The following is a 22,620-nucleotide window of genomic DNA, read 5'->3' as shown; positions in this document are numbered from 1 at the left end:
GCGCACGCGCGCGATGTCATACGAACTCCTCCGCGACCGGATTTCCTGGGGAAAACGTTCTGCGCCATGCGTCAGGGAGCGGGTCGGTACGGGGGAGGCACCGTCGCGAGGGCGGCGTCCACGGTGGTGTCGGGCGCGGTCGCATAGACCCATCGCAGGAGCGCCTCCTCGGACTCGGCTTCGAGGCCCACCTCGATGTCGCCGAGCGCGGAGGCGGGGGGCGAGAAGTGCGGTCGGCCGGCTGCGGCCGCCTGCTTGCCGAGCCGGAACGCGAGCGATGCGGCGCCGTGGGGGTGTCCCCGCAGCATCCCGCCGCGCGCGCTGTCGGGGATGCGGTGGTTGGCGATGAGCTCCGCGAGCCGGTCCAGGCTCTCGGCCTGCGCGACGAGGCCATCGGGGGCGATCTCGACGAGGGCGTCGGGGAAGACGTTCCTGACCGCGGCCTCGACCTTCGCGGGGTCCTCGGTGGCGCGGATGGGCGCCCGGATGCGGATGCGTCGCACGGCGCGCGAAGCCGCCGCCCTGGCGATAAAGCGTTCGCGAGCGGGCGCCTTGTCCCGGGAATCGTAATTTCCCGAGGAATTTCGACCCGGCAAACGTACAAATAGTCCCATAGACTTGCACGCCTCGATCCCCATGCAGGCGGCCGAGGCTCTGCGCGAGGTCAAGAAGGCCGAATCCGAGGTCCGTCGCCTCAAGGAAGAGGCGGCCCGCGAGAAGGCGCGCCTCCTCCGCGAAGCCGAGCGCCGCGCGGCGGACGTCGTCGAGAAGGCCCGCAAGGACGCCGATCTCGCCCACACGGCCGCGCTCGAGGGCGCGAAGGCCGCCGTCGCGCAGGACCGCGCCAAGATCCTCAAGGCCGGCGACGCCGAGGCCACCAAGCTCCGCGGCCGCACGAAGGGCCCCGAGTTCGCGAAGGCCGTGGACGTCCTCGTGAAGAATTTCGAGAGCAAGATCGGGCTCTCGGGCAAGTGAGGATCCATGGCGCTCAAGCCGGAACCGATGCAGCGGGTCCTCGTCATCTCCTCGCGGGACCGCGAACGCGCGATCATCGAGACGCTCTACAAGCTCCGCGTCGCGCACATCGTGGATCACGTCGAGGGACGCGACGCCGCGTTCGCCGACTTCCGGCTCGGCCGCTCCCTTCCTGAATCCTCCAAGGCCTCGGAGCGCCTCGTGCGCATCCGCGGCATGATCCGCGCCCTCGGCCTCGAGGGCAAGAAGCCCGCGCGCGCGAGCGCGGGCCGCGCGATCGACGAACAGCTCGAGACCGCGGTCTTCGCGGCCGAGCAGGACGTCGCCGGCGCCGCCGAGTCCAAGGCGAAGGCTCAGGCCGCGATCGACGCGCTCACCGAGGAGGAGACGCGCCTGCGCCCCCTCGCCTCCCTTCCGTTCGATCTCGAGGACTTCCGCGGCTACGAGAGCCTCGCGGTCTTCGTCGGCGCGACCGCCGAGCCCGTTGACGCCGCAATCCGCGCGGCCGCGCCGGACGCGGAGGTCTTCCGCGGCGAGGGCAACCTCGTCGCCGTCTTCGCGCCCGTCGCCTCGCGCGACGCCGTCGCGGACGCGCTCTTCAAGGCCGGCTACCGCGAAACGAGCGTGCCCGAGGGCGCGGGCTCCATCCCCGCGCGCCTCGCCGCGATCGAGCAGGAGCGCGCGGGCCTCAAGGTCCGCCTCGAGCAGTCGGAATCGCGCCTCGCGGACCTCGCGGCGCGCCACGGCGACTTCCTCCTTGCGGCCGAGGAGCATCTCGCGATCGAGGTCGAGAAGGCCGAAGCCCCGCTCACGTTCGCCTCGACGGAGCACGCCTTCGCGGTCGACGCCTGGGTCCCCGCCGAGGACGTCGGCTCCCTCAAGGCTGCCCTCGACCAGGCGACGTCGGGCAACGTGCACATTGTCGAGCGCGAGCGCGCGGCGGACCACCACGCCCACGGGCACGGCCCGGAGCACCTCGTCGAGACGCACGGCGAGACCGCCGCGCACGAGGAGCCCCCGACCAAGCTCAAGAACGCGGCGGGCGCCAACCAGTTCCAGTTCTTCACGGAGATGTTCTCGGTCCCGAAGTGGAACGAGATCGATCCCACCATCGTCCTCGCCCTCACGTTCCCGTTCTTCTACGGGCTCATGATCGGCGACGCGGGCTACGGCGTCCTCATGGCGCTCGTCGGCCTCCTCCTGCTCAAGCTCGTCAAGAAGGCCGGCACCGGCGGCCGCGAACTCGGCTTCGCGTTCCTCGTCTCCGGTATCGTCGCCTTCTCCTTCGGCTTCTTCGTCTTCGAGGACGCCTTCGGCATTCCCTTCGACGCGCCGCACACCGCCGTCGAGGAGATGAAGGCCCACGGCGAGGCGCTCACGTGCGCCGCCTTCCAGTCCTCGCACGCCGAGACGACGTGGCGCTGCCTCCTCACGGGGCAGTTCAAGGAAGGCCACCCTTACGTGCACAAGCTCGCGGAAGTGGGCGATCTGCTCATCTTCTCCGTCGTCGCCGCGTTCTTCCACCTCGGCGTCGGCTTCCTCTTCGGCGTCCTCAACGAGGCCGGCCACTCGAAGAAGCACGCGATCGCGAAGGCGAGCTGGATCCTCGTCCTCTCGGGCTTCATGATCCTCGTGCTGAGCCAGGCCGGTTCGCTCGCGCCCCGCGTCGGCGGCTTCCTCGCCGCGCTCCTGCCCGCCGCAGCCTTCGATCCGCTCATGGCGGGCGCCTTCATCGGCCTCGGCGTCCTCGGCCTCGTCGTCACGGAAGGCGCGATCGCCCTCCTCGAGGTCCCGTCGCTCCTCGCGAACATGCTGTCGTACACGCGTCTCGCGGGCGTCGGCGTCGCGAAGGGCGCGATGGTCGCAGCCTTCAACGGGCTCACGCTCGTCGCGATGACGCTCACCGGCGGCAGCCTCGTGATCGCCGTGGTCGGCATCGTCCTCTTCGCCATCTGCCAACTCCTTGTCTTCGGCCTCGGGCTCCTGAGCTCGGGCATCCAGGCCATCCGGTTGAACTACGTGGAGTTCTTCACGAAGTTCTACAAGGGTGGCGGCAAGAAGTTCTCGCCGTTCGGGCGAGTCAGGGAATTCACAACGGAATAAGGGAGATATTCGGAATGAACGTCCGCAAGACCGTCAGCCGCATCCTCATGAGCACCGGCCTCTTCATGATCACCCTCGGCGTCATCGGCTCGGCCACGGCCGCCGAGAACGCGACGGGCGGTGTCGTCCAGGACAACAGCACGATGGGCCTCGCGATCGGCGCGGGCCTCGCGATCGGCCTCGCCGGCCTCGCGACGGGTATCGCGCAGAAGGACATCGGCGCGGCCGCCGTCGGCGCGACCGCGGAGGACGCGGGCTTCCTCGGCCGCGGTATCCTGCTCGTGGCCATCCCCGAGACGATCGTCATCTTCGGGTTCGTCGTCGCTTTCCTGCTCCTCGGCAAGATCGCGTAGACGGGCCAACACGGAAGTGAACCCACATGGCGCTCGAGAAAGTCGTCGAGAACGTCCTGGCGCAGGGCCGCGCCGCCGCGAAGAAGGAGATCGACGCGGCGCGCGCGGAAGCGGACGCCATCGTCCAGAGCGCGGAGCGCGAGGCCGCGGCCATCCGCGCCCGCCGCGAGGCCGAGGCGAAGACCGCCGCCGAATCGCTCCGCAAGCGCGACCTCGCGTCCGCGGAGCTCGAAGGCAAGAAGGTCCGCCTGAACGCGCAGAAGGACGTCCTCGCGGAGGCCCGCAAGGCCGTCCTCGAGCGCCTCGCGAAGCTCCCCGCGGAGCGCCGCGCCCAGCACATCCAGACGCTCCTCAAGCGCGCGATGCCGAACGGCCTCGTGTACGTCGCGGCCCAGGACAAGGCGGCCGCGGAGAAGCTCGGTGTCAAGGTCGCGGGCACGATCGACGCCCTCGGGGGCGTCGTCGTGGTCTCCCCGGACGGGGCGACGCGCGAGGACTTCACCTACGAAGCCCTCCTGGACGACGTGTGGAACGCAAGCCTGCACGAGGTCGCGGGCCTGCTCTTCAAGGAGTGAGAACGTGAAGCTCACGGACGCGGCGCTGCAATCGTCGGCCACCGGCAACTACGCCTACGTCACGGCCCGCGTCCGGGCGCGCGAGACGAAGCTCATCCCGGCGACGGAGTACCAGAAGCTCCTTGCCATGGACGTCTTCGAGATCTCGCGCTACATCCAGGAAGGCAACTACAAGCGCGAGGTCGACGAGCTCGCCGCGAAGTACCGCGGCGCGGCCCTGATCGAGCGCGCCGGGCGCCTGCGCCTCGCGCGCACCTACCAGGAGGTCATCCGCTGGTCCACCGGCGACATCCGCCGGATGGTCCTGCTCTACCTCCAACGCTACGACGTGTACAACGTCAAGACGATCCTCCGCGGCCGCTTCGCGGGCGTGTCGGACGAGGAGATCGCCTCGTCGCTCATCCCGGCGGGCGCGCTCTCCGCGGACGACCTCAAGGAGCTCCTGCGCTTCCAGAGCCTCGAGGAGAGCGTCGCCGCCCTTCAGCGCACGCCGTACGGCGCCGCGCTCGGCGACGGCGTCGCGGGCGACGGCGGCCTCGCGAAGGCCGAGAACGCGCTCGACATGCGCTACTACGAGCTGCTCCTCGCGAGCGTCGAGCCCAACTCGCACGCGAACCGCGCCCTCCTCGCGTTCCTGCGCGCGGAAGTCGACGCGATCAACCTCAAGACCGTGATCCGCGCGCGGGTCGCCGGCCTGGAGGACGTCGGCGAGTACCTGCTCAAGGGCGGCAAGGAGATCTCCGGCGAGGTCGCGCGGCGCATGCTCCGCGCGACGCCCGAGGAAGCGGCCCGCGAGCTCGAGTCCACCCGCTTCGCGCCCGTCGCGGACGCGGTGAAGAGGACGCTCGAGACGTCCAACCTGAACGCGGCGGTCACCGCGATCGACAAGCTCGTGCTCGACAGCTCGTCGACGTTCTCGAACCGCTACCCGCTCTCCATCCTGCCGATCATCGACTTCGTCGTGCGGCAGCGCATCGAGACGGACAACCTGCGCATCATCGCGCGGGGCAAGCAGACGGGCCTCCGCGAGGAGACCCTGAAGGAGCTCATCCGGGTGGTTCTATGAGCAAGGCCATCGCCGTCATCGGGGACGAGGACTTCGTGCTCGGCTTCCAGCTCGCCGGCATCCGCCGCGCCGAGAAGGCCGAAACCCCGGAAGAGTTCACGGCCGCCGTCGACAAGGTCCTCACGGGCCCGAAGGACGTCGGCATCCTCATCGTCAACGCGAAGGACGTGCCCGGCCTCGCGCCCAACGTCCGACGCCGCCTCAGCGAATCCATCGACCCCGTCGTCATCCAGATGGGCGGCGAGGCGGGCGGCGACCTGCGCGAGAAGGTCAAGCGAGCAATCGGCATCGACCTTTACAAGGAATGACATTCAAGAGGTGCATCCCATGGCTCAAGAGGCGGTAACTCAGAAGAAGACCGGCGCGAAGGGCTCGATCTTCCGCGTCGCGGGCCCCGTCGTGACCGCGCAGGGCATCAACGCCCGCATGTACGAGGTCGTCTTCGTCGGCAACGAAGGCCTCATGGGCGAGGTCATCGAGATCGCGGGCGACAAGACGGTCATCCAGGTCTACGAGGACACCTCGGGCATCAAGCCCGGCGAGCCCGTGCGCGAAACCGGCGCCTCGCTCTCGGTCGAGCTCGGCCCCGGCCTCCTCACGTCCATCTACGACGGCATCCAGCGCCCCCTCGAGGTCCTCCAGGACCAGATGGGCGACTTCATCCTCCGCGGCGTCAACGCGCCCGGCCTCGACCACAAGAAGAAGTGGGACTTCGTCCCCACCGCGAAGGCGGGCGACAAGGTCAAGGGCGGCTCGATCCTCGGCACGGTCCAGGAGACCGAGACGATCGTCCACACGATCATGGTCCCCCCGGGCGTCAAGGAGACCACGATCCAGTCCCTCAACAAGGGCTCGTTCACGATCGACGAGGTCGTCGGCAAGCTCGCGGACGGCACGGAGCTGCGCCTCATGCACAAGTGGCCCGTCCGCGTCCCGCGCCCGGTCACGAACAAGCTCCGCCCCGACATCCCCCTCATCACCGGCATGCGCATCCTCGACGGTCTCTTCCCCGTCGCGAAGGGCGGCACGGCGGCCATCCCCGGCCCCTTCGGGTCGGGCAAGACCGTCACGCAGCAGTCCCTCGCCAAGTTCTCGGACGCTCAGATCGTCGTCTACATCGGCTGCGGCGAGCGCGGCAACGAGATGACCGAGGTTCTCACGGAGTTCCCGCACCTCGAGGACCCGAACACGAAGAAGCCGCTCATGAACCGCACGGTGCTCATCGCGAACACGAGCAACATGCCCGTCGCCGCCCGCGAAGCCTCCGTGTACACGGGCATCACGATCGCGGAATACTACCGCGACATGGGCTACGACGTGTCCCTCATGGCCGACTCCACCTCCCGGTGGGCCGAGGCCATGCGTGAGATCTCCTCCCGTCTCGAGGAGATGCCCGGCGAAGAAGGCTACCCCGCCTACCTCGCCGCGCGCCTCGCCGAGTTCTACGAGCGCGCCGGCCGCGTCAACACGCTCTCGGGCAAGACCGGCTCGGTCACCGTCATCGGCGCCGTGTCGCCGCCCGGCGGCGACTTCTCGGAGCCCGTCACGCAGAACACGCTCCGCATCGTGAAGGTCTTCTGGGCCCTCGACGCGAAGCTCGCCCAGCGCCGCCACTTCCCCGCCATCAACTGGCTCGACTCCTACTCCCTCTACGAGAGCGACCTCGTGCCCTGGTACGAGGCGCACGTCGCGAAGGACTGGGGCGCGCTCCGCACGTGGGGCGCGACGGTCCTCGGCACGGAAGCCGAGCTGCAGGACATCGTGCAGCTCGTCGGCTCGGACGCCCTCCCCGAGGAGCAGCAGCTCACGCTCGAAGTGGCCCGCGGCATCCGCGAGGTCTTCCTCCAGCAGAACGCCTTCCACGCGATCGACGCGTACGCGCCCCTGCGCAAGCAGTACGACGTGCTCGTCGCCCTCAAGAAGTACGAGGAGCTCGCGCGCGGCGCGCTCGCCTCGGGCGTGCCGCTTGCGGACGTGCTGAAGGTCAACATCCGCGGCGACCTCGCGAAGGCGAAGTTCGAGGCGGAGTGGGAATCGAACTACAAGGCGGTTCTCGACCGGCTGCAGCGGGAGTTTGCGGCGCTGAAGAGCGCGTAGGCCGCTCGATCGGGTCCCGGGGCGACCCGGGGCCGCGTCCGCCTTTCTACCACTCCGCAAGGCTCAGGATACGATGACGTTCTTGTCGGCATCTTCGCTTTGATATTCTAGTCGCCTGGCTAGGAAGGGCAGGAAGACTCTAAGGCCCATCCACCCATCCTTTCATTGAACGGACGAGGCGGCCTCGAACGATCCGGCGCAAATTACCTGTGCCCTCGACCGCGTGTCCTAACGGAGGGAGGCATGGAATCAGAGGTGGGCGGAAACGCCGGGGGCTCCGATACGAGTTCCCAAGGTTGGGATGAATCCCACCTCCTCAAGCATTGGGGCAAGTCGGCATCCAATGGCAAGTACCATGCCCTGCCGTGGCACCTTCTCGATGTCAGCGCCGTCGGAGTTACCCTGCTCCGAGCAAGTCCTGCCCTGCGGGAAGGCTGGGCTCAAAGCCTCCACCTGAGGCCCGACGGCCTCGAAACGCTCTTAACCTTGGGCCTGGCCGTCCACGATATCGGAAAATTCTGCGATCGCTTCCAAGCGCTCGACCGCGAGCACTTTGAGCGGGTCTGGCCAGGCAAGACCCCCCGGCTCTATCAACCCCACCATACGACCCTCGGGAGCGTCCTCCTCAAATCCCACATCATTCCATCGCTCGCGAAATCTCTCGCCGAAGTTCACCCGTGGAGCGAGGGCGAATGGCGTCACGTCCTTTGGGCGCTCGAAGGCGCCTTCACCGGCCACCACGGGCAACCGCCTGAGGCCCTCCAGACGTCGGTTGGCATTTGGGACGAGGAGGGAATCGAAAGCGGCACCCGTTGGGTCGAGGCGCTCCGCAAGCTTGCACCGCTGGAAACCCTTTGGCGCGACGGCGTTTCGGCCGAAGATCTTCATGCCGCCATCAGGGCAGGATCCTGGCACATCGCAGGTTTCGCGGTCCTCTGCGACTGGGTCGGCTCGAACGAGGCCTGGTTTCCGCGATCGAGCGAGGCATCCTCTCTCCAAGTCTATTTTGCGTCGGCGATGCAACGCGCTGAACTCGCCATCCGTGGTTTGGGCATTCTCTCAACGCCGATTGCCACGCCGGCGACAACGCGCGAGATGTTCCGATTCCCTCCGACCCCGCTCCAGATGGCCGTGGAAGCATGGAAACCAAGCACCGGCCCCCACCTCGTGATCATGGAAGACACGACGGGGTCCGGCAAAACCGAAGCGAGCCTCCTCGCGGTGCACCGTATCATGCGGACCGGAGAGGCTACGGGGTTCTATTTCGCCTTGCCTACCCAGGCGACCGCGAACGCGATGTACAGTCGCCTCAAGATTGCAGCACCGCAGATTTTCCAGAAGCCAAGCGAGGCCGCGCTCGTCCTATCGCACTCGGGGCGGCTCGCGATGAGCAACTTCAGAAACGACGTCCTCGAATCGCTCCAAGATCGGGCTTCAGGCAGCGACACGGGGAGACTCGAATGCACGCGATGGCTTGCGGACTCCCGAAAGAAGACATTCCTTGCCCACGTCGGTGTCGGAACGATCGATCAAGCCCTCTTGGCCGTACTGCCCGTCAAACATCAATCGTTGCGCCTCTTCGGACTCGCCTCCCGAGTTCTCGTCGTTGACGAAGTCCACGCTTATGACCCTCACGCCACAGCCCTCCTTGAGGCCCTTCTCCGGTTCCACACGAGGGCGGGAGGGTCGACCATCCTTCTCTCCGCCACCCTCCCTTTGCATCTCCGCGACCGATTTTCGCGTGCGTTCGCCGAGGAATGCGGAGTGGATCACGCGAATTCCCAGAACCGTGCCTATCCTCTCTTGACCCAAATCGACGGTTCGGGCAGCTGCAAGGAAACAGCCATCGCGCCGCGGGAGGGATCAGCCCGGTCTTTCGACCTGCAGTTCCTCCACGCGCAGGACGACGTGTTTCAGGCCATCCAGGCCGCGCAGCAAAATGGGCAATCGGTCTGCTGGATCCGGAACACCGTTCGAGAAGCCGTCGAGGCCTGGGACAAACTATCTGACCTCAGCCCCTCACTGATCCACGCCCGATTCACAGAAGCGGATCGCCGCCGACACGAGAACGAACTCCTCGCCTGGGCGGGCCCGAACGGGCAGGCTCACGACAGACGGGGACGCGTCCTCATCGCGACCCAGGTCGTCGAACAATCGCTCGACCTCGATTTCGATCTGGTGATCACAGATCTGGCACCGATCGAACTCCTTCTGCAACGCGCCGGCCGCCTCCAACGTCACCCCGGCCGCCAACGCCCGATCGGCGGGGCCCCGGTCCTCCTCGTGCATGCACCCGCGTGGGACGATCAGCCGCCGGCGAATTGGGTCCAAGGGTGGTCAAAAGGAACAGCCGCTGTGTACCCCGACCACGGGCGGCTATGGCTCACATGCGCCACATTGAGGTCCTTCAGCCGCATCCGGATTCCAGAGGACGCGAGAAACCTCATCGAAGCAGTCTATGGGCCAACGGTCTACTCTCGCCTGCCCCCGGAGCTTCTTGAGATCACCCAGCGTGCTGAAGCCGAAGCCATGGCGCAACAAAGCCACGCGCACCTCAAGGCCCTCAAACTCGACGCGGGCTACTCGACTCGCGACGGCCGGTGGGAGGACCCGGATCGGGCAAAGACCCGCGCGGGTCTCGAGAGCGTCGACCTCCACCTCGCGACTCGGGACCCTGACGGGATTAAGCCATTGGACGAGGAAGGCTGGGATGGATCGCGACTCCGCATCTCCCGTTCAGTGGCCTTGGCTGCAGGGTTGATCGAGGACGCGCCGAGCGCGGATCCGTTGACACCTGCGAACGTCGTCGTCCTGGAGCGCACCGGCAATCAATCCTGGAGTCAGGCGAGGAGCACAGAAGGCCGCCGCTGGAAATTGTCCTACTCGATGACTCGAGGCTTCGAAGTCAAGGAGGAAAAATGAAGCTGAACCTGATCTCGGATCCATGGATCCCGGTCGCCACGCCAGGAGGTTACCGCAGGATTCGACCCACGGAAATCATCAGCAGCGCCGCGAAGGGCCCCGCCAGCCCCAGGCCGGATTTCGACGCGGCGCTCTACGAGATCATCATCGGGCTCTATCAGACCGTCCTCGCACCCAAGAGCGAGATATCATGGGAAGGGATGTTCGATAAGCCTCCTTCCGAGGCCGAACTAGCCTCCAAATTCGCCCCGTTCAGCAACGCATTCGAGCTGACGTCCAGCCGACAACCGTTCTTGCAAGAAACGGGCCTTGAGGGCGCGGCCGAACCCATTTCGGGCCTTCTCATCGACACCCCGGGCGATGCGACCATCGACGACAACAAGGATTTGTTTATCCGGAGACGGCCCGAGGCCTTCATTTGCGGACCTTGCACGGCCCTCGCACTCTTCACGCTCCAATCGTTCTCTCCTGCAGGCGGTCGCGGCAACATGACATCGATCCGGGGAGGAGGGCCGATTTCTACGTTGATTCTCGGCGACGACCTCTGGGAGACCGTTTGGCTCAACGTCCTCCCCGCGGAAGCGTGGACGGTAGGTCCGGGAAAACCGGAGCCAGCCCTCTTTCCGTGGATGAATACGCCGGATCCATCGAAGGGTAAGCGATCCAAACTCACGTCCACCGAAGTCGCTCCGGGCCATGTCTTCTGGGGAATGCCTCGGCGCATCCTGCTTGGGTCCCCTCGAGGTGCGAGGCAGTGCGTGCTGTGTGGCGAGTTAAATTGGGGATTCACGGAATTCATTTCGAGGCCCTATGGCTTCGATTACCATGGATCGTGGATCCACCCGCTCTCCCCGACACAAGAAGTGAAAGGGACGATCTCAGCGAGAAAAGGGCGTTCCGACCTTGGCGCTTATCGACATTGGATCGGCCTCGTCGGCAATTCCGACGACGGCTCCCGGCGGCCGGCGCTCTCCGTGCACCACTACCGGAGTTCCCCCGCCAGAAGATTCGCGGCGCCCCACGCGCGCCTTCGCGCCGCCGGCTATGCCATGGACAACGCAAAAGTCGAAGGGTGGTACGAAGGTACCGTTGGCGACGTGATCCCTGGTGATGATGGGACTCGCGCGCGCGTCGACCACCACGCGCAGCATCTCATCGCCGCGACCGACGTCGCGGCGCGATCATTGAAGGACGCCTACAAGGGCGCGTGGTACGGTCAACTCGACGTGAAAGGGGACCTTTCGTTCTTGAGCCAAGCGCTCTGGACGAGAACGGAGGGCGCATTTTACTCGAGCCTCCGAAAAGTTGCCTCACAATCTCACGTTTCGATGATTGAACGCGCGGCGTGGTTCCACCGAGTGGTTGCAGAGACTCGACGCGCCTTCCGCGAGAGAGTGCAGTACACGCGCCTCGGGGACATCGATCCCAAACAGGTTGTCCAAGCAGAGGCCCGACTCGAAGCCAAGTTGAGCAAGGAACTGCCCAAAGTCCTCGACTTGAGCGCCGAGCATACTCAGGGGAGAATGTCTTGACCGAAACCACGTCCAGCGAATCGAAGAGCTTCGAGGCGACGCGCGTCCACCAGTGGTGGGCGGGACTTCGCGGAGATTCTGAGAGAAAGAGGCCAGGCGATCCCGGAGCGCTCGCCGAACTGAGGCGCTGCTCGACCGCGCTCGAAGTCCAGATGGTTCCAGCCTTCGAAGCGCTCGTCCGGGCGATGCCGAATGCCCACCTCGAGAGCCTCGCAGTGGCCGCCGCAGTCGTCAGTCACGTTCGTGAGCACGACGGCGGTGCGCGCGTTGCAGAGCAACTCGCCCAGACTGGAGCGGGATCGGTGCCGGCTATGAGCCCTCTGAGATTCCGACGTTTCCTGCAGGTCGAGGGGGCGACCGAGCGGATCGCCGCCGGTACCAGACTCGTTCGCCAACTCCAAGGCAGGATCAACGTCCTCGACCTCGCCTCGTCTCTCTATTGGTGGGACACACAGGAGGACGTTCAGCGACGCTGGGCGCGCTCATACTACTCGAAGCTTCCACGAGAAATCCTGACGAAGAGCAAGGAGTGACCAGATCATGACCCGGTTCCGACAAATCCACATGCTAACGACCTACCCGCCGTCGAATCTCAATCGCGATGACAGCGGAAGACCGAAGACCGCCATCGTCGGCGGGACGACCCGGCTGCGCATCAGCAGTCAAAGCCTGAAGCGAGCCTGGAGGACGAGTGAAACCTTCCAGCACGCTCTCGCCGGCGCCATCGGCACGCGAACGAAGCGCGTGGCTGAAGCCTCGTATGAGAAGTTCGTCAAGGCCGGCATCAAGCCGGAGACCGCGACAGAGTGGGTGAAGGCAATCACGAGCGTGTTCGGAAAACCCAGTGACGACGGACTCCGAACGGGCCAACTGGCCCACATTGCTCCGGAGGAGCAGGTGGCCGTGGACCGCCTCGTGGAGGTCTTGATCAAGGCCAAGCGCGGACCCAATGAGGAGGAGCTGCTGCTCCTTCGCAAGAAGCCGCGCGCCGCGGACATCGCGATGTTCGGCCGCATGCTCGCCGATTCGACCCAGCACAACGTCGATGCCGCAGTTCAGGTGGCCCACGCCATCACCGTCCACGCGGTGACTGTCGAGGATGACTATTTCACGGCCGTCGATGACCTCAAGCCGCGCGAAGAAGACGCCGGAGCGGGTCACGTCGGCGTTCACGAATTCGGGTCGGGGGTCTTCTACTCCTACGTCTGCATCGACACCGAATCCCTCGTCGACAATCTCGATGGCGATGCGGAACTCGCGAGCAACGCACTCGGGGCCCTCCTCGAAGCCATGGCCACGGTTGCCCCTTCCGGGAAGCAAAACAGCTTCGCGAGTCGAGCGTATGCGAACTACATCCTTGTCGAGAAGGGCAACCGCCAACCCCGAAGCCTGAGCGTCGCCTTCCTGAGCGGGATCCGTGACGGAAACGTGCTGCCCAAGGCCATCGCGGAATTGGAAGCTCGCGTTTCTGCCTTCGACAAGAGCTACGGCCCACTCGCGGACGAGCGAAAGAAGCTGAACGTCGAAAGCGGCGAGGGCTCGTTCGAGGAACTGAAGAAGTTCATCCAAAGCTGATGGCCCATGCGCCACCTACTCTTTCGCGTCTACGGCCCCATCTCGAGTTGGGGCGACATCGCACCGGGAACGCACCGGCCTTCGCTTGCCCTCCCGACCCGCAGTGCCATCCTGGGCATCCTCGGGGGCGCACTGGGCCTCGAGCGGACAGATGAGTCAGGTCATGACGGCCTGTCGAGAAGCATCGGCATCGGAATCCGCACGGAAGCCGAGGGAGCCTTACTCATGGATTACCACACTATCCAATCTCCTTCACGCGAACGGCGCGCAGTGTGGCCGACGCGCCGCGAGGAACTCCAGGGTCGGAAGCTGAACACGATTCTGACGAGCCGTGATTACGTGCAGGACATCGCGTTCACCATCGCCGTCTGGGAGAAAGACGGCCGCACCGATCGGCTCGACGATCTCGCGAAGGCGCTCGACCGACCCCGTTATCCCCCATACCTCGGGCGTCGCTCATGCCCGCCAGCCCTGCCATTCGCGCCGCACATTGTCGATGCGCCAACGCTGAGAGACGCTTTTCGAGCGGCCCGATTTCCAGAGATTGACGGGGAAGTCATCCGAAAGCTTCGGAACTCCGAAGCGGGTCAGGAGCATCTGCGCGTGGAATTCGACGTTCATGCAAATCCCGGGTTCGAGGACGTCCGGACCCATCGGCAACGCGACCAGCCGCTGAGCCGTGTCCGGAGAACCTTCATCGAACGCGTCGTTCACTCGACCGTAGCGTCCAAGGAGGAATCCTGATGCAGTTCACACGCATCACGCTCGTCGATCCAGAGAGCGCCCTCAGCAACATCGCGAACGCCACAGCCTACGGCCACCATCAGCAGATCTGGTCATTCTTCGCCGGCGACCCGGATGGCGAACGCGGTTTCGTCTACCGTTACGACGCGGAGCGTCAACCCACGTTCCATGTCGTTTCTGACCGCGAACCGACCCATGCGCTCCCGGGCTGGAGGGTCGAATCGCGCGCCTACACTCCCCGGCTGGAGATGGGGGCCGTGCTTCGCTTCTCGCTTCGAGCAAACCCTACAAAACGCGTCGCTTCACCTGGAGAACGGTCGGATGGCAAACGTCACGACGTCGTGATGGCCGCCAAGCACCAGTTGAAGGCCAAAGGTGAGGCATTCGACCTTCAGGCTCTCGTGCAGGACGAGGGCATCCGGTGGCTTGAACGCCAAGGAGAGCGCCATGGATTCTCCGTTGAACGAGGCAACGTGCGGGTCGATGATTACCGACCCCATCGTTTCCGCCGTCCCCGTGACGGACGCGAGATGAGCGTGACGGGGATCGACTACGAAGGCCGCTTGAAGGTCACAGATTCCGAGGCTTTCACCGAGGCCCTTTGCAAAGGGATCGGCCCTGCCAAGGGGTTCGGATTCGGGCTCCTGATGGTCAAGCGAGCATGAAGTTGCCCAAGCCGCGCCCGATCCCCATGCGGGAACGGGCCTCGATCATCTTCGTTGAACGCGGCCAACTCGATGTCGTCGACGGTGCCTTCGTCGTGATCGATGCCACCGGCGTCAGGACCCAACTGCCCATCGCGGGAATCACCTGCGTGATGCTCGAGCCCGGGACCCGCGTTTCGCACGCGGCCATCGCGATGGCGGCGCGCGTCGGGTGCCTCCTCGTTTGGGTCGGCGAGGCTGCCGTGCGCGTCTATGCCGCCGGCCAACCCCTTTCTGCTCGCAGCGATAATCTCCTGCTTCAAGCGAGGGCAGCCCTGCATCCTGAAGGTCGCCTCCGCGTCGTGAGGAAAATGTACGATCAGCGCTTCGGCGAGCGCGTTCCGGACCATCTCAACGTCGATCAATTGCGCGGCGTCGAAGGAGCTCGTGTCCGCGCCCTCTATGGACGTCTTGCCCAGCAATTCGGCGTTCCCTGGCAGGGTCGAAAATACGATCCCTCAACATGGGGCAGCGGCGACCTCGCGAACCGGTGCCTCAGCGCCGCCACGGCCTGCCTCTATGGCGTGACGGAAGCCGCCGTTCTCGCAGCCGGGTTTTCGCCCGCACTCGGATTCATCCATACAGGTAAACCACTGTCCTTCGTCTACGACATCGCAGATATCTACAAGTTCGAAACCGTGGTCCCTGTCGCGTTCCGGGTGGCCTCGACCCGGCCATCTGATCCTGAACGGGCCACACGTCACGCCTGCCGCGATGCGTTTCGGCAGACGAAGATTCTCGACCGGATCATCCCGGACATCCAAGACCTTCTTGCGGCCGCGAAGTTGCCCGACCTGGGACCCTTTGAAGGCGCAATCGGCCCATATTTGCCTGAAGACGACGGTGTCAACGATGCTCGTGATCGTGACTGAAAACGCTCCACCTCGGCTCCGCGGCCGCTTGTCGCTCTGGCTCGTAGAGGCGCGTGCCGGCGTTTACGTGGGGGACTACGGCGAGCGCGTACGCGAGATGATCTGGGCCAATATCGTCCAAGGCATTGAAGAAGGAAGCGCCGTGATGGCATGGTCAGCCGCCACGGACTCCGGATTCGATCTGCGAGTCACTGGCGACAACCGACGCCGCGTCGTCGACTTCGATGGGCTCAAGCTCGTCAGCTTCCATGGGCTTGCTGCGGAGCTTTCCGAACAAATGGAGATCGCGCGCCAGCACGCTCAACCCCAGACTGACGACGAACTCGAATAAATTCAATGGCAGGTTGCCTTGTTTAGTGCGTTCCCCGCTTGCGCGGGGATGATCCGAGTACGCACGCGACACCGAGAGCGCTCTCCGAGCGTTCCCCGCTTGCGCGGGGATGATCCGCGCCGCCTCCTCACCCTCGGTGCCACCCAGGAGCGTTCCCCGCTTGCGCGGGGATGATCCGGCTTCGAGCCCCGGACCCGGACCGCCCCCCATGCGTTCCCCGCTTGCGCGGGGATGATCCGTCCGCGGTCGCGGTGTTGCCGCTCTTGTCCGTGCGTTCCCCGCTTGCGCGGGGATGATCCGGCGCCCCCCCCTGGGTCCGACCCGGAACGGGGGCGTTCCCCGCTTGCGCGGGGATGATCCGCGCGACGCGCGAGGCCGGTTCCGGTCCTCGCGGCGTTCCCCGCTTGCGCGGGGATGATCCGCGGGGTTCTGCGACGCCGTCGCACGTTCACTTGCGTTCCCCGCTTGCGCGGGGATGATCCGCCTGGGAGGCGGTCGCGGGCGGATATGTCGCCGCGTTCCCCGCTTGCGCGGGGATGATCCGCGAGAACAGGCCCGCGATGCACGAGGTGAAAAGCGTTCCCCGCTTGCGCGGGGATGATCCGGCGGCCCATAACGCGACCTTCTCGGGGTTCGAGCGTTCCCCGCTTGCGCGGGGATGATCCGTGGACGAGGCCGAGGAGGATTCCAGTCGCGACGCGTTCCCCGCTTGCGCGGGGATGATCCGGTCGCGTAAGGGGGTCTCGTCTCGTGGTGACTGCGTTCCCCGCTTGCGCGGGGATGATCCGCCGGGAACAACGCCGTCACGGTCACGTACGACGCGTTCCCCGCTTGCGCGGGGATGATCCGACGCTGACGTGAGCGTCACGTCGCCGACTTTCGCGTTCCCCGCTTGCGCGGGGATGATCCGCCGATCACCGCGCGATACGCGCCCGGCGTGAAGCGTTCCCCGCTTGCGCGGGGATGATCCGCGCGAGTTCCGCGTCGAGGACGGCTTCGGGGTGCGTTCCCCGCTTGCGCGGGGATGATCCGACGCGCCTCACGAGCATGGTCGAGAAGGCCGCGCGTTCCCCGCTTGCGCGGGGATGATCCGCGCGTCCTCCTCGTCACAGCGGACGGCTCCCCGCGTTCCCCGCTTGCGCGGGGATGATCCGAAACCGCGCGCAGCGCGTACTTCTTCAGCGATGCGTTCCCCGCTTGCGCGGGGATGATCCGGTTGATGGTGACAGCGCCGAGCGCGAAATCCTGCGTTCCCCGCTTGCGCGGGGATGATCCGACCCAGGTCGATGGCGCCCCGGACGTGATGGTGCGTTCCCCGCTTGCGCGGGGATGATCCGGTCTTGATGGTGCTCTGCTTGACTCGGCTTGCGCGTTCCCCGCTTGCGCGGGGATGATCCGAAGGTGTCCAACGTGGCGAAGAAGAAGTCGAGGCGTTCCCCGCTTGCGCGGGGATGATCCGGCCGTCGCCAAGTCAGCCCCCAGCGGCTTCTGGCGTTCCCCGCTTGCGCGGGGATGATCCGGATCTGCGGCACGTCGTGGCGCTCGTGGTCGGGCGTTCCCCGCTTGCGCGGGGATGATCCGGATCCACTTCGCTGGTATTCGATCGCTCGCGGGCGTTCCCCGCTTGCGCGGGGATGATCCGGCCGCACGCGCCACACACCCAAGCCTCGGCCAGCGTTCCCCGCTTGCGCGGGGATGATCCGGCCCCCGCCAGGCGCACCCGCAACACCCCCGCGCGTTCCCCGCTTGCGCGGGGATGATCCGAGCCCCTACACGGGCGCGCTGTACCTCTACCAGCGTTCCCCGCTTGCGCGGGGATGATCCGGCCGCGGCTACGTAGAGCGCGCGGCTGCGTCGGCGTTCCCCGCTTGCGCGGGGATGATCCGCACGCGCGCAGCGCATCCCACACGGCCGCGCCGCGTTCCCCGCTTGCGCGGGGATGATCCGGCGCCCGGGTGGAGTCTCGGCTGGGGTCTCAGGCGTTCCCCGCTTGCGCGGGGATGATCCGATCGTGCCGGGCAACGTGATCACGCTCCAGGCGCGTTCCCCGCTTGCGCGGGGATGATCCGTAGGCGAGCGTCCCGGCAACCTCAACTGCCGGGCGTTCCCCGCTTGCGCGGGGATGATCTGCGATCGGTCTCCTCGCCCGCCCCCTCAGAGCCGGTCCTCGTGATCCCTCAGATCTTCGAGGCCGTCCTCGTGAGCGTCCCGAAGAGAGCGAATCGCTTCCGCCACATCGGCAAGTCATTCAGCGGCGAACGGCTTGAGCCTTTCCGGGCCGATTACACCCTCGCCCGCGCCCCGAACGATGCGCTCGCATCGTGCACGCTCGCCCCCGTCCGGATCGCATCCCCCTCCAGCAGCGCAAACAACCGCTCGAGCCCGACCGTCATCACGGTGGACCCGCGGTCCCCTTCCCACGCGTGCCCGGCGAGGTGCAGCCCGGACGTCTCGCTGGGGTCGGCCTGCCCGGCAGCATTGGAGATCCGCCACGTGCCGGTGGTGCCTTCGTCCTGGCCGGGCTTCTCGCGGAGCACCGTCGCGAATTCGACGGGGAGGCCGACGCCGCGCAGCGCCGCGGCGAGCTCGACGCTCTGGTCGTAGGGGACCGTGCCGTCGTTGAGCGCGTGCACGAGGAAGACGCCTTCGAGGTAGGCGAGGTCGTGGGCGCGCATCGCGGGGGAGCGGCGCGCGTATTCGAGCGGGACCTCCTCGGCCTTGCCGCCCGCGTCGCGCTCCATGCCGGCGGCGGCGGGGTCGCCGATCGCGCGCGCGGCGTAGTACGTCTCGAAAACGTTCGAGACGCCCTCGATCGTGATCCAGGTGTCGTAGAGCGGCGACCCGTCGGGGCGCAGGGGCTTCTCGGCCGCGGCGACGCCCGAGATCGCGCCGCCCATGCTGACGCCGACGAGGTGCACGCGCGTCACGGACGGGAAGAGGCCGAAGGCCTTGAGGGCGGCCGCGTTCGTGTCCTCGGCGCCCCACATCGTGGGGAAGCCGAGGTTGTCGCGGAAGTCCACCGCGACGACCGCGACGCCTTCGCGCGCGGTCTCCGCGATGTGGCCCATCCACGCTCCGACGACGGTCTGTCCGCGGCCGTGCGCGAAGACGACGAGCTGCGTCGGCGCGCGGTCGGTCGGGTACGCGAGCTTGCCCTTCACGGTCGATCCGTCCGCGGTGACGACCTCGAAGTCCTCGATCGCGATGGGCGCGGCGCCGTGGTTCCCGTGGGCGGTCGCAAGCGCGGGCGCGAGGAGCGCGAGCGCGAGGGCGACCGCTGTGTAGCCTCCCTTCATGCGGCTCGGACGGGGCGGGCGGGCGATAAAACGTTGCGTGGAACCGCGCTCGGTTCCATCGAGGCGATTTCCAGGAGAAAGCTATAGGTGTAAGGCATTCCTTACGTTCGGATGTGATCGTAAGGACCGTGCGCGTGACCGACAAGGGCCAGATCACGCTTCCTGCGGACGTCCTTCGAGCCGTCAATCTGCGAAAGGGGTCGGAGCTCCTCCTCGTCCAGGACGGCGAACGGGTGGTGCTTCGCAAGGCCACGGACATCGGGCAGGCCGTGATCGACGACCTCGAGGGATGGGAAGCGCTCTCGCTCCCCGCCCTCGCGGAGACGTGGGACAATCCGGTCGATGACGAGGTCTGGAATGACTACGGACGATGATCTGAAACCCGGCGACGTCGTCGTGGTCCCCTTCCCGTTCACGGACCCCTCGACCGCGAAGCGGCGCCCAGCCCTTGTGCTGTCGTCGGCCGAGTTCAACGGCGCGGGGCCCGACGTCATCATCTGCGCGATGACGTCCCGGCTTCAGCAGGCGCCCTCGAGCCTCGTCGTCACGCAGGACGGGATGCAGACGGGACGCCTGCCCTCGCCGAGCCGTGTGAAGGTCGGGAAGCTCGCGCTCCTCAAGAAAGACCTCGTCCTCGCGAAGGTGGGGCAGGTCCGCCCCGAGGTGTTCCGTCAGGTGATGCGGGAGTTCGAGACGCTGTTTCCCTGATCAATACCCCCGCACCCTGAGTCCCTCGACACGCTCGTACTCGCGCGCGCGGGTGACGAGCGTTTCGCCCTCCTCGAGGGCGATGGCCGCCGTCATCGCGTCGAGCGGGTCCATCGCGAGCCCGTCGCGCGCGGCCTCGCCGACGAGGCGGCCCGCGCGCAGCGCGTGCGCGCCCGTGAGCGCGACGCCGCCCGCCGCGAGGAGGAGGGCCTCGAGCCGCGCGGCCTCGCGTGGCGGGTTCCTCGACCGCGCCATCGCCTCCGCGAGCTTCGCGAGCGCGGGCGCGGGGATGCGCACGGCCTCGCTCCCCTTCTCCAGCTCCGCGAGCGCGGCGCGGGCGCCGGGGTCGCCGCGCAGGAGGTCGACGAGGAAGGAGGCGTCGAGGATCATCGGCCGCGCCTCCGCGGGTCGCGCCGCTCGTCGCGCGCCGCGAGCATCGCCTCGGCGAGCGCGCGCGCCTCGGAGGGCGTGACGAGCGCGGGGAGGTCGGCAAGCGAGCGCTCCCCCGTGAGGCGCAGCACGACGTCCGTGAAGCTCTCGCCCGGGCGCTTGAGGCGCGCGAGGCGCTGGTAGGCGGCATCGGTCACGGTGAGGGTCCGGACGGGCATCGGAGCGTCAACACACTCAACACACTTATCCCCGCCTGTGGGTACTCGTCGAGCCCGCCGGTACGTTCATATGGGCCGTCCCGCATCGCCGCGCGGTTCCCATGACGAAGGAATACAAGACGATCACGGAGATCGCCGGCCCCCTCGTCTTCCTCGAGAAGACGGAGCCCGTGGGCTACGGCGAGCTCGTTTCGCTGCGCCTCGCCGACGGCTCGCTCAAGCGCGGCCAGGTCCTCGACACGTCGGACACGCTCGTCGCCGTGCAGGTCTTCGAGGGCACGTCCGGCATCAACCGCGACGCGTCGGTCAAGTTCCTCGGCGAGACCATCAAGCTCCCCGTGTCGAAGGACATGCTCGGGCGCATCCTCTCGGGCGGCGGCCAGCCCCGCGACGGCGGCCCCGAGATCATCCCCGAGAAGCGTGTCGACATCATCGGCGCGGCCATCAACCCGTACTCGCGCGAGTCGCCGAAGGAGTTCATCCAGACCGGCATCTCCACGATCGACGGCATGAACACGCTCGTGCGCGGCCAGAAGCTCCCGATCTTCTCGTCCTCGGGTCTCCCGCACAACGAGATCGCTCTCCAGATCGCCCGCCAGGCGAAAGTGCGCGGCTCCGGCGAGGAGTTCGCCGTCGTCTTCGCCGCGATGGGCATCACGAACGAGGAGTACGAGTTCTTCCGCCGCGACTTCGAGCGCACGGGCGCTCTCGAGCGCGCGGTGCTGTTCGTGAACCTCGCCGACGACCCGGCCATCGAGCGCCTCATCACGCCCCGTCTGGCGCTCACGGCCGCCGAGTACCTCGCGTACGAGCACGATTACCACGTGCTCGTCGTCCTCACGGACATGACGAACTACTGCGAGGCCCTCCGCCAGATCGGCGCGGCCCGCGAAGAGGTTCCCGGCCGCCGCGGCTACCCCGGCTACATGTACACGGACCTGGCGATGCTGTACGAGCGCGCCGGGCGCATCAAGGACCGCAAGGGCAGCATCACGCAGGTGCCGATCCTCACGATGCCGGGCGACGACATCACGCACCCGATCCCCGACCTGACGGGCTACATCACCGAGGGGCAGATCGTCATCTCGCGCGAGCTGCACCGCAAGGGTGTGTACCCGCCGATCAACGTGCTGCCGTCGCTCTCGCGCCTCATGAACCAGGGCATCGGGAAGGGCAAGACGCGCGAGGACCACAAGGCGGTCTCCGACCAGTGCTACGCCGGGTACGCGGAGGGCAAGGACCTTCGCGGCCTCGTGGCCATCGTCGGCAAGGAGGCGCTCTCGGCGCGCGACAAGGCCTTCCTGGAGTTCGCGGACGTCTTCGAGGACCGGTTCGTCCGGCAGCGCCGCGACGAGGACCGCTCCATCGAGGACACGCTGCGCGTGGCGTGGGATCTCGTCGGTCAGCTCCCGGAGGAGGCGCTCACCCGCCTGGACCGGAAGTTCATCGAGAAGTTCCACCCCAAGTACGCCGCGAAGCAGGCCGCGGCCGCGACGACGCCGGCCTAGGTCCGCGCGACGCCCCGGCGCCGGCGGTCGGCGCACCGGCGCACCCGGTCCATGCTCCCCCACGCGTGGCGCTGCTCCGTTCCAGGAAACCGGGAACGGACCGCGGCGTTCTTGAAGGCCATCCGTCCTGCGCCATCGTGGCCGACCTGCAGACGCTCGCGGCGTTCGCCGAGATCCTCGGCGGCGCCGCCGTCGTCGGCGGCGTCGCGTTCGCCGTGGTGCAGCTCGCGACCATCCGGCGGGACCGGCGCGAGCGCGCAGCGATCGAGCTGGTGCGGCCGTTCCAGACGACGGAGCTGTGGCACGCGATCCAACTCGTGTGGGCGCTGCCGGACGACGCCCCGCCCGAGCGGATCGACGGGCAGCCCGAGGTCGCGCGCGCAGCGAGCACCGTCTCGATCGCGTACGAGACGATGGGATACATGGTCTACGCGCGGCTCGTGCCGCTGTCGAGCTTCGACGAGCTCGCCGGCGGCGCGGTGCGCGTGTGCTGGAGGAGGCTGCGTCCCTGGACCGAACACGTCCGGCAGACGAGCGGGTCCCCGAATGCCGGTGAATGGTTCCAGTGGCTTGCCGAGCGGCTGGCCGAGAGCCCGGCGAAGGGCAAGCTGGCGGGCGCGCACATCGCTCACAGAAAATGGAGGCCGTAGA

Annotated in this window: 23 protein-coding genes and 1 CRISPR repeat array; of the genes, 19 read left to right on the top strand and 4 right to left on the bottom strand. The window is 66.9% G+C overall.

Annotation, left to right across the window (positions count from 1 at the left end; all coding sequences use genetic code 11):
- Positions 1 to 71 precede the first annotated feature (71 nt).
- Positions 72 to 503: an RNA-binding domain-containing protein gene (locus VM889_09070; GenBank protein HVL48694.1), complete on the bottom strand. Its 432-nt coding sequence runs from the start codon at positions 501 to 503 to the stop codon at positions 72 to 74.
- Between the two features lie 115 nt (positions 504 to 618).
- Between VM889_09070 and VM889_09065 the strand changes: the two genes are divergently transcribed.
- The 15 genes from VM889_09065 to cas2e all read left to right on the top strand — a co-directional run bounded on the left by VM889_09065 (position 619) and on the right by cas2e (position 15,849).
- Positions 619 to 975, top strand: coding sequence for a hypothetical protein (locus VM889_09065; GenBank protein HVL48693.1), 357 nt, complete (start codon positions 619 to 621; stop codon positions 973 to 975).
- A 6-nt stretch (positions 976 to 981) separates the two neighbouring features.
- Positions 982 to 3,078: a V-type ATP synthase subunit I gene (locus VM889_09060; GenBank protein ID HVL48692.1), complete on the top strand. Its 2,097-nt coding sequence runs from the start codon at positions 982 to 984 to the stop codon at positions 3,076 to 3,078.
- A 143-nt stretch (positions 3,079 to 3,221) separates the two neighbouring features.
- Entirely contained in the window at positions 3,222 to 3,431 is a 210-nt protein-coding gene (locus VM889_09055; protein HVL48691.1) for an ATPase, read from the top strand.
- A gap of 26 nt (positions 3,432 to 3,457) precedes the next feature.
- Positions 3,458 to 4,006 carry a V-type ATP synthase subunit E family protein gene (locus tag VM889_09050; GenBank protein ID HVL48690.1) on the top strand — a complete coding sequence of 183 codons (549 nt, stop codon included), beginning with the start codon at positions 3,458 to 3,460 and terminating at the stop codon, positions 4,004 to 4,006.
- 4 nt (positions 4,007 to 4,010) lie between these two features.
- The gene (gene ahaC, locus VM889_09045) at positions 4,011 to 5,072 is read left to right on the top strand and encodes an ATP synthase A1 subunit C (protein ID HVL48689.1); all 1,062 of its coding nucleotides are present in this window, start codon (positions 4,011 to 4,013) and stop codon (positions 5,070 to 5,072) included.
- Positions 5,069 to 5,380 (top strand): V-type ATP synthase subunit F, encoded by a 312-nt coding sequence (locus VM889_09040; protein HVL48688.1) that lies wholly within the window; start codon positions 5,069 to 5,071, stop codon positions 5,378 to 5,380. Before ahaC ends, VM889_09040 begins: the two co-directional genes overlap by 4 nt.
- 19 nt (positions 5,381 to 5,399) lie before the next feature.
- Positions 5,400 to 7,169, top strand: coding sequence for a V-type ATP synthase subunit A (locus VM889_09035; protein HVL48687.1), 1,770 nt, complete (start codon positions 5,400 to 5,402; stop codon positions 7,167 to 7,169).
- Between the two features lie 243 nt (positions 7,170 to 7,412).
- On the top strand, positions 7,413 to 10,091 hold the full coding sequence (cas3, locus tag VM889_09030; protein HVL48686.1) for a CRISPR-associated helicase Cas3': 2,679 nt from the start codon (positions 7,413 to 7,415) through the stop codon (positions 10,089 to 10,091).
- Positions 10,088 to 11,623 (top strand): type I-E CRISPR-associated protein Cse1/CasA, encoded by a 1,536-nt coding sequence (casA, locus tag VM889_09025; protein HVL48685.1) that lies wholly within the window; start codon positions 10,088 to 10,090, stop codon positions 11,621 to 11,623. The genes cas3 and casA overlap by 4 nt, the downstream gene beginning before the upstream one ends.
- Positions 11,620 to 12,156: a type I-E CRISPR-associated protein Cse2/CasB gene (gene casB, locus VM889_09020; GenBank protein ID HVL48684.1), complete on the top strand. Its 537-nt coding sequence runs from the start codon at positions 11,620 to 11,622 to the stop codon at positions 12,154 to 12,156. The genes casA and casB overlap by 4 nt, the downstream gene beginning before the upstream one ends.
- A 7-nt stretch (positions 12,157 to 12,163) precedes the next feature.
- Complete coding sequence (gene cas7e, locus VM889_09015) at positions 12,164 to 13,198, top strand: type I-E CRISPR-associated protein Cas7/Cse4/CasC (protein HVL48683.1); 1,035 nt, start codon at positions 12,164 to 12,166, stop codon at positions 13,196 to 13,198.
- 6 nt (positions 13,199 to 13,204) lie between these two features.
- Positions 13,205 to 13,942, top strand: a complete 738-nt coding sequence (gene cas5e, locus VM889_09010; protein ID HVL48682.1) for a type I-E CRISPR-associated protein Cas5/CasD — start codon at positions 13,205 to 13,207, stop codon at positions 13,940 to 13,942.
- On the top strand, positions 13,942 to 14,607 hold the full coding sequence (gene cas6e, locus VM889_09005; protein ID HVL48681.1) for a type I-E CRISPR-associated protein Cas6/Cse3/CasE: 666 nt from the start codon (positions 13,942 to 13,944) through the stop codon (positions 14,605 to 14,607). Before cas5e ends, cas6e begins: the two co-directional genes overlap by 1 nt.
- Positions 14,604 to 15,518, top strand: coding sequence for a type I-E CRISPR-associated endonuclease Cas1e (gene cas1e / locus VM889_09000; protein ID HVL48680.1), 915 nt, complete (start codon positions 14,604 to 14,606; stop codon positions 15,516 to 15,518). Before cas6e ends, cas1e begins: the two co-directional genes overlap by 4 nt.
- Positions 15,499 to 15,849: a type I-E CRISPR-associated endoribonuclease Cas2e gene (gene cas2e, locus VM889_08995; protein ID HVL48679.1), complete on the top strand. Its 351-nt coding sequence runs from the start codon at positions 15,499 to 15,501 to the stop codon at positions 15,847 to 15,849. Before cas1e ends, cas2e begins: the two co-directional genes overlap by 20 nt.
- A 27-nt stretch (positions 15,850 to 15,876) precedes the next feature.
- A CRISPR array of direct repeats spans positions 15,877 to 17,979; the repeat unit is 29 nt; unit sequence GCGTTCCCCGCTTGCGCGGGGATGATCCG.
- 152 nt (positions 17,980 to 18,131) lie between these two features.
- Here the strand turns inward: cas2e and VM889_08990 are convergent.
- A complete protein-coding gene (locus VM889_08990; protein HVL48678.1) occupies positions 18,132 to 19,145 on the bottom strand; it encodes an alpha/beta fold hydrolase in 1,014 nt (337 codons plus the stop codon).
- Between the two features lie 113 nt (positions 19,146 to 19,258).
- On the opposite strand from VM889_08990, the gene VM889_08985 reads away from it, so the two are divergent.
- Together VM889_08985 and VM889_08980 are read left to right on the top strand one after the other, a co-directional pair.
- A complete protein-coding gene (locus VM889_08985; protein HVL48677.1) occupies positions 19,259 to 19,519 on the top strand; it encodes an AbrB/MazE/SpoVT family DNA-binding domain-containing protein in 261 nt (86 codons plus the stop codon).
- Positions 19,503 to 19,853, top strand: coding sequence for a type II toxin-antitoxin system PemK/MazF family toxin (locus VM889_08980; protein HVL48676.1), 351 nt, complete (start codon positions 19,503 to 19,505; stop codon positions 19,851 to 19,853). The genes VM889_08985 and VM889_08980 overlap by 17 nt, the downstream gene beginning before the upstream one ends.
- Here the strand turns inward: VM889_08980 and VM889_08975 are convergent, their stop codons facing one another.
- Complete coding sequence (locus tag VM889_08975; protein HVL48675.1) at positions 19,854 to 20,243, bottom strand: PIN domain-containing protein; 390 nt, start codon at positions 20,241 to 20,243, stop codon at positions 19,854 to 19,856.
- Positions 20,240 to 20,461 (bottom strand): antitoxin VapB family protein, encoded by a 222-nt coding sequence (locus VM889_08970; GenBank protein ID HVL48674.1) that lies wholly within the window; start codon positions 20,459 to 20,461, stop codon positions 20,240 to 20,242. Before VM889_08970 ends, VM889_08975 begins: the two co-directional genes overlap by 4 nt.
- Before the next feature lie 101 nt (positions 20,462 to 20,562).
- On the opposite strand from VM889_08970, the gene VM889_08965 reads away from it, so the two are divergent.
- Positions 20,563 to 21,969 (top strand): V-type ATP synthase subunit B, encoded by a 1,407-nt coding sequence (locus VM889_08965; protein HVL48673.1) that lies wholly within the window; start codon positions 20,563 to 20,565, stop codon positions 21,967 to 21,969.
- 137 nt (positions 21,970 to 22,106) lie between these two features.
- Complete coding sequence (locus VM889_08960) at positions 22,107 to 22,619, top strand: hypothetical protein (protein ID HVL48672.1); 513 nt, start codon at positions 22,107 to 22,109, stop codon at positions 22,617 to 22,619.
- The last annotated feature ends 1 nt before the right edge of the window (position 22,620 follow it).

The organism is Candidatus Thermoplasmatota archaeon (genome assembly GCA_035540375.1).
Lineage (GTDB): Archaea > Thermoplasmatota > SW-10-69-26 > JACQPN01 > JAJPHT01 > DATLGO01.
This window is presented reverse-complemented; position numbering and strand designations above follow the sequence as displayed.

Bases quoted from the DNA above. Each gene is read 5' to 3' on its own strand.
- VM889_08965 (HVL48673.1), top strand. From the start codon at position 20,563: ATGACGAAGGAATACAAGACGATCACGGAGATCGCCGGCCCCCTCGTC.
- VM889_08970 (HVL48674.1), bottom strand. From the start codon at position 20,461: ATGCCCGTCCGGACCCTCACCGTGACCGATGCCGCCTACCAGCGCCTC.
- cas2e (HVL48679.1), top strand. From the start codon at position 15,499: ATGCTCGTGATCGTGACTGAAAACGCTCCACCTCGGCTCCGCGGCCGC.
- VM889_08990 (HVL48678.1), bottom strand. From the start codon at position 19,145: ATGAAGGGAGGCTACACAGCGGTCGCCCTCGCGCTCGCGCTCCTCGCG.
- VM889_09050 (HVL48690.1), top strand. From the start codon at position 3,458: ATGGCGCTCGAGAAAGTCGTCGAGAACGTCCTGGCGCAGGGCCGCGCC.
- VM889_08980 (HVL48676.1), top strand. From the start codon at position 19,503: ATGACTACGGACGATGATCTGAAACCCGGCGACGTCGTCGTGGTCCCC.
- cas7e (HVL48683.1), top strand. From the start codon at position 12,164: ATGACCCGGTTCCGACAAATCCACATGCTAACGACCTACCCGCCGTCG.
- VM889_08975 (HVL48675.1), bottom strand. From the start codon at position 20,243: ATGATCCTCGACGCCTCCTTCCTCGTCGACCTCCTGCGCGGCGACCCC.
- casA (HVL48685.1), top strand. From the start codon at position 10,088: ATGAAGCTGAACCTGATCTCGGATCCATGGATCCCGGTCGCCACGCCA.
- VM889_09055 (HVL48691.1), top strand. From the start codon at position 3,222: ATGGGCCTCGCGATCGGCGCGGGCCTCGCGATCGGCCTCGCCGGCCTC.
- cas3 (HVL48686.1), top strand. From the start codon at position 7,413: ATGGAATCAGAGGTGGGCGGAAACGCCGGGGGCTCCGATACGAGTTCC.
- VM889_09035 (HVL48687.1), top strand. From the start codon at position 5,400: ATGGCTCAAGAGGCGGTAACTCAGAAGAAGACCGGCGCGAAGGGCTCG.
- VM889_09060 (HVL48692.1), top strand. From the start codon at position 982: ATGGCGCTCAAGCCGGAACCGATGCAGCGGGTCCTCGTCATCTCCTCG.
- cas6e (HVL48681.1), top strand. From the start codon at position 13,942: ATGCAGTTCACACGCATCACGCTCGTCGATCCAGAGAGCGCCCTCAGC.
- VM889_09040 (HVL48688.1), top strand. From the start codon at position 5,069: ATGAGCAAGGCCATCGCCGTCATCGGGGACGAGGACTTCGTGCTCGGC.
- cas5e (HVL48682.1), top strand. From the start codon at position 13,205: ATGCGCCACCTACTCTTTCGCGTCTACGGCCCCATCTCGAGTTGGGGC.
- cas1e (HVL48680.1), top strand. From the start codon at position 14,604: ATGAAGTTGCCCAAGCCGCGCCCGATCCCCATGCGGGAACGGGCCTCG.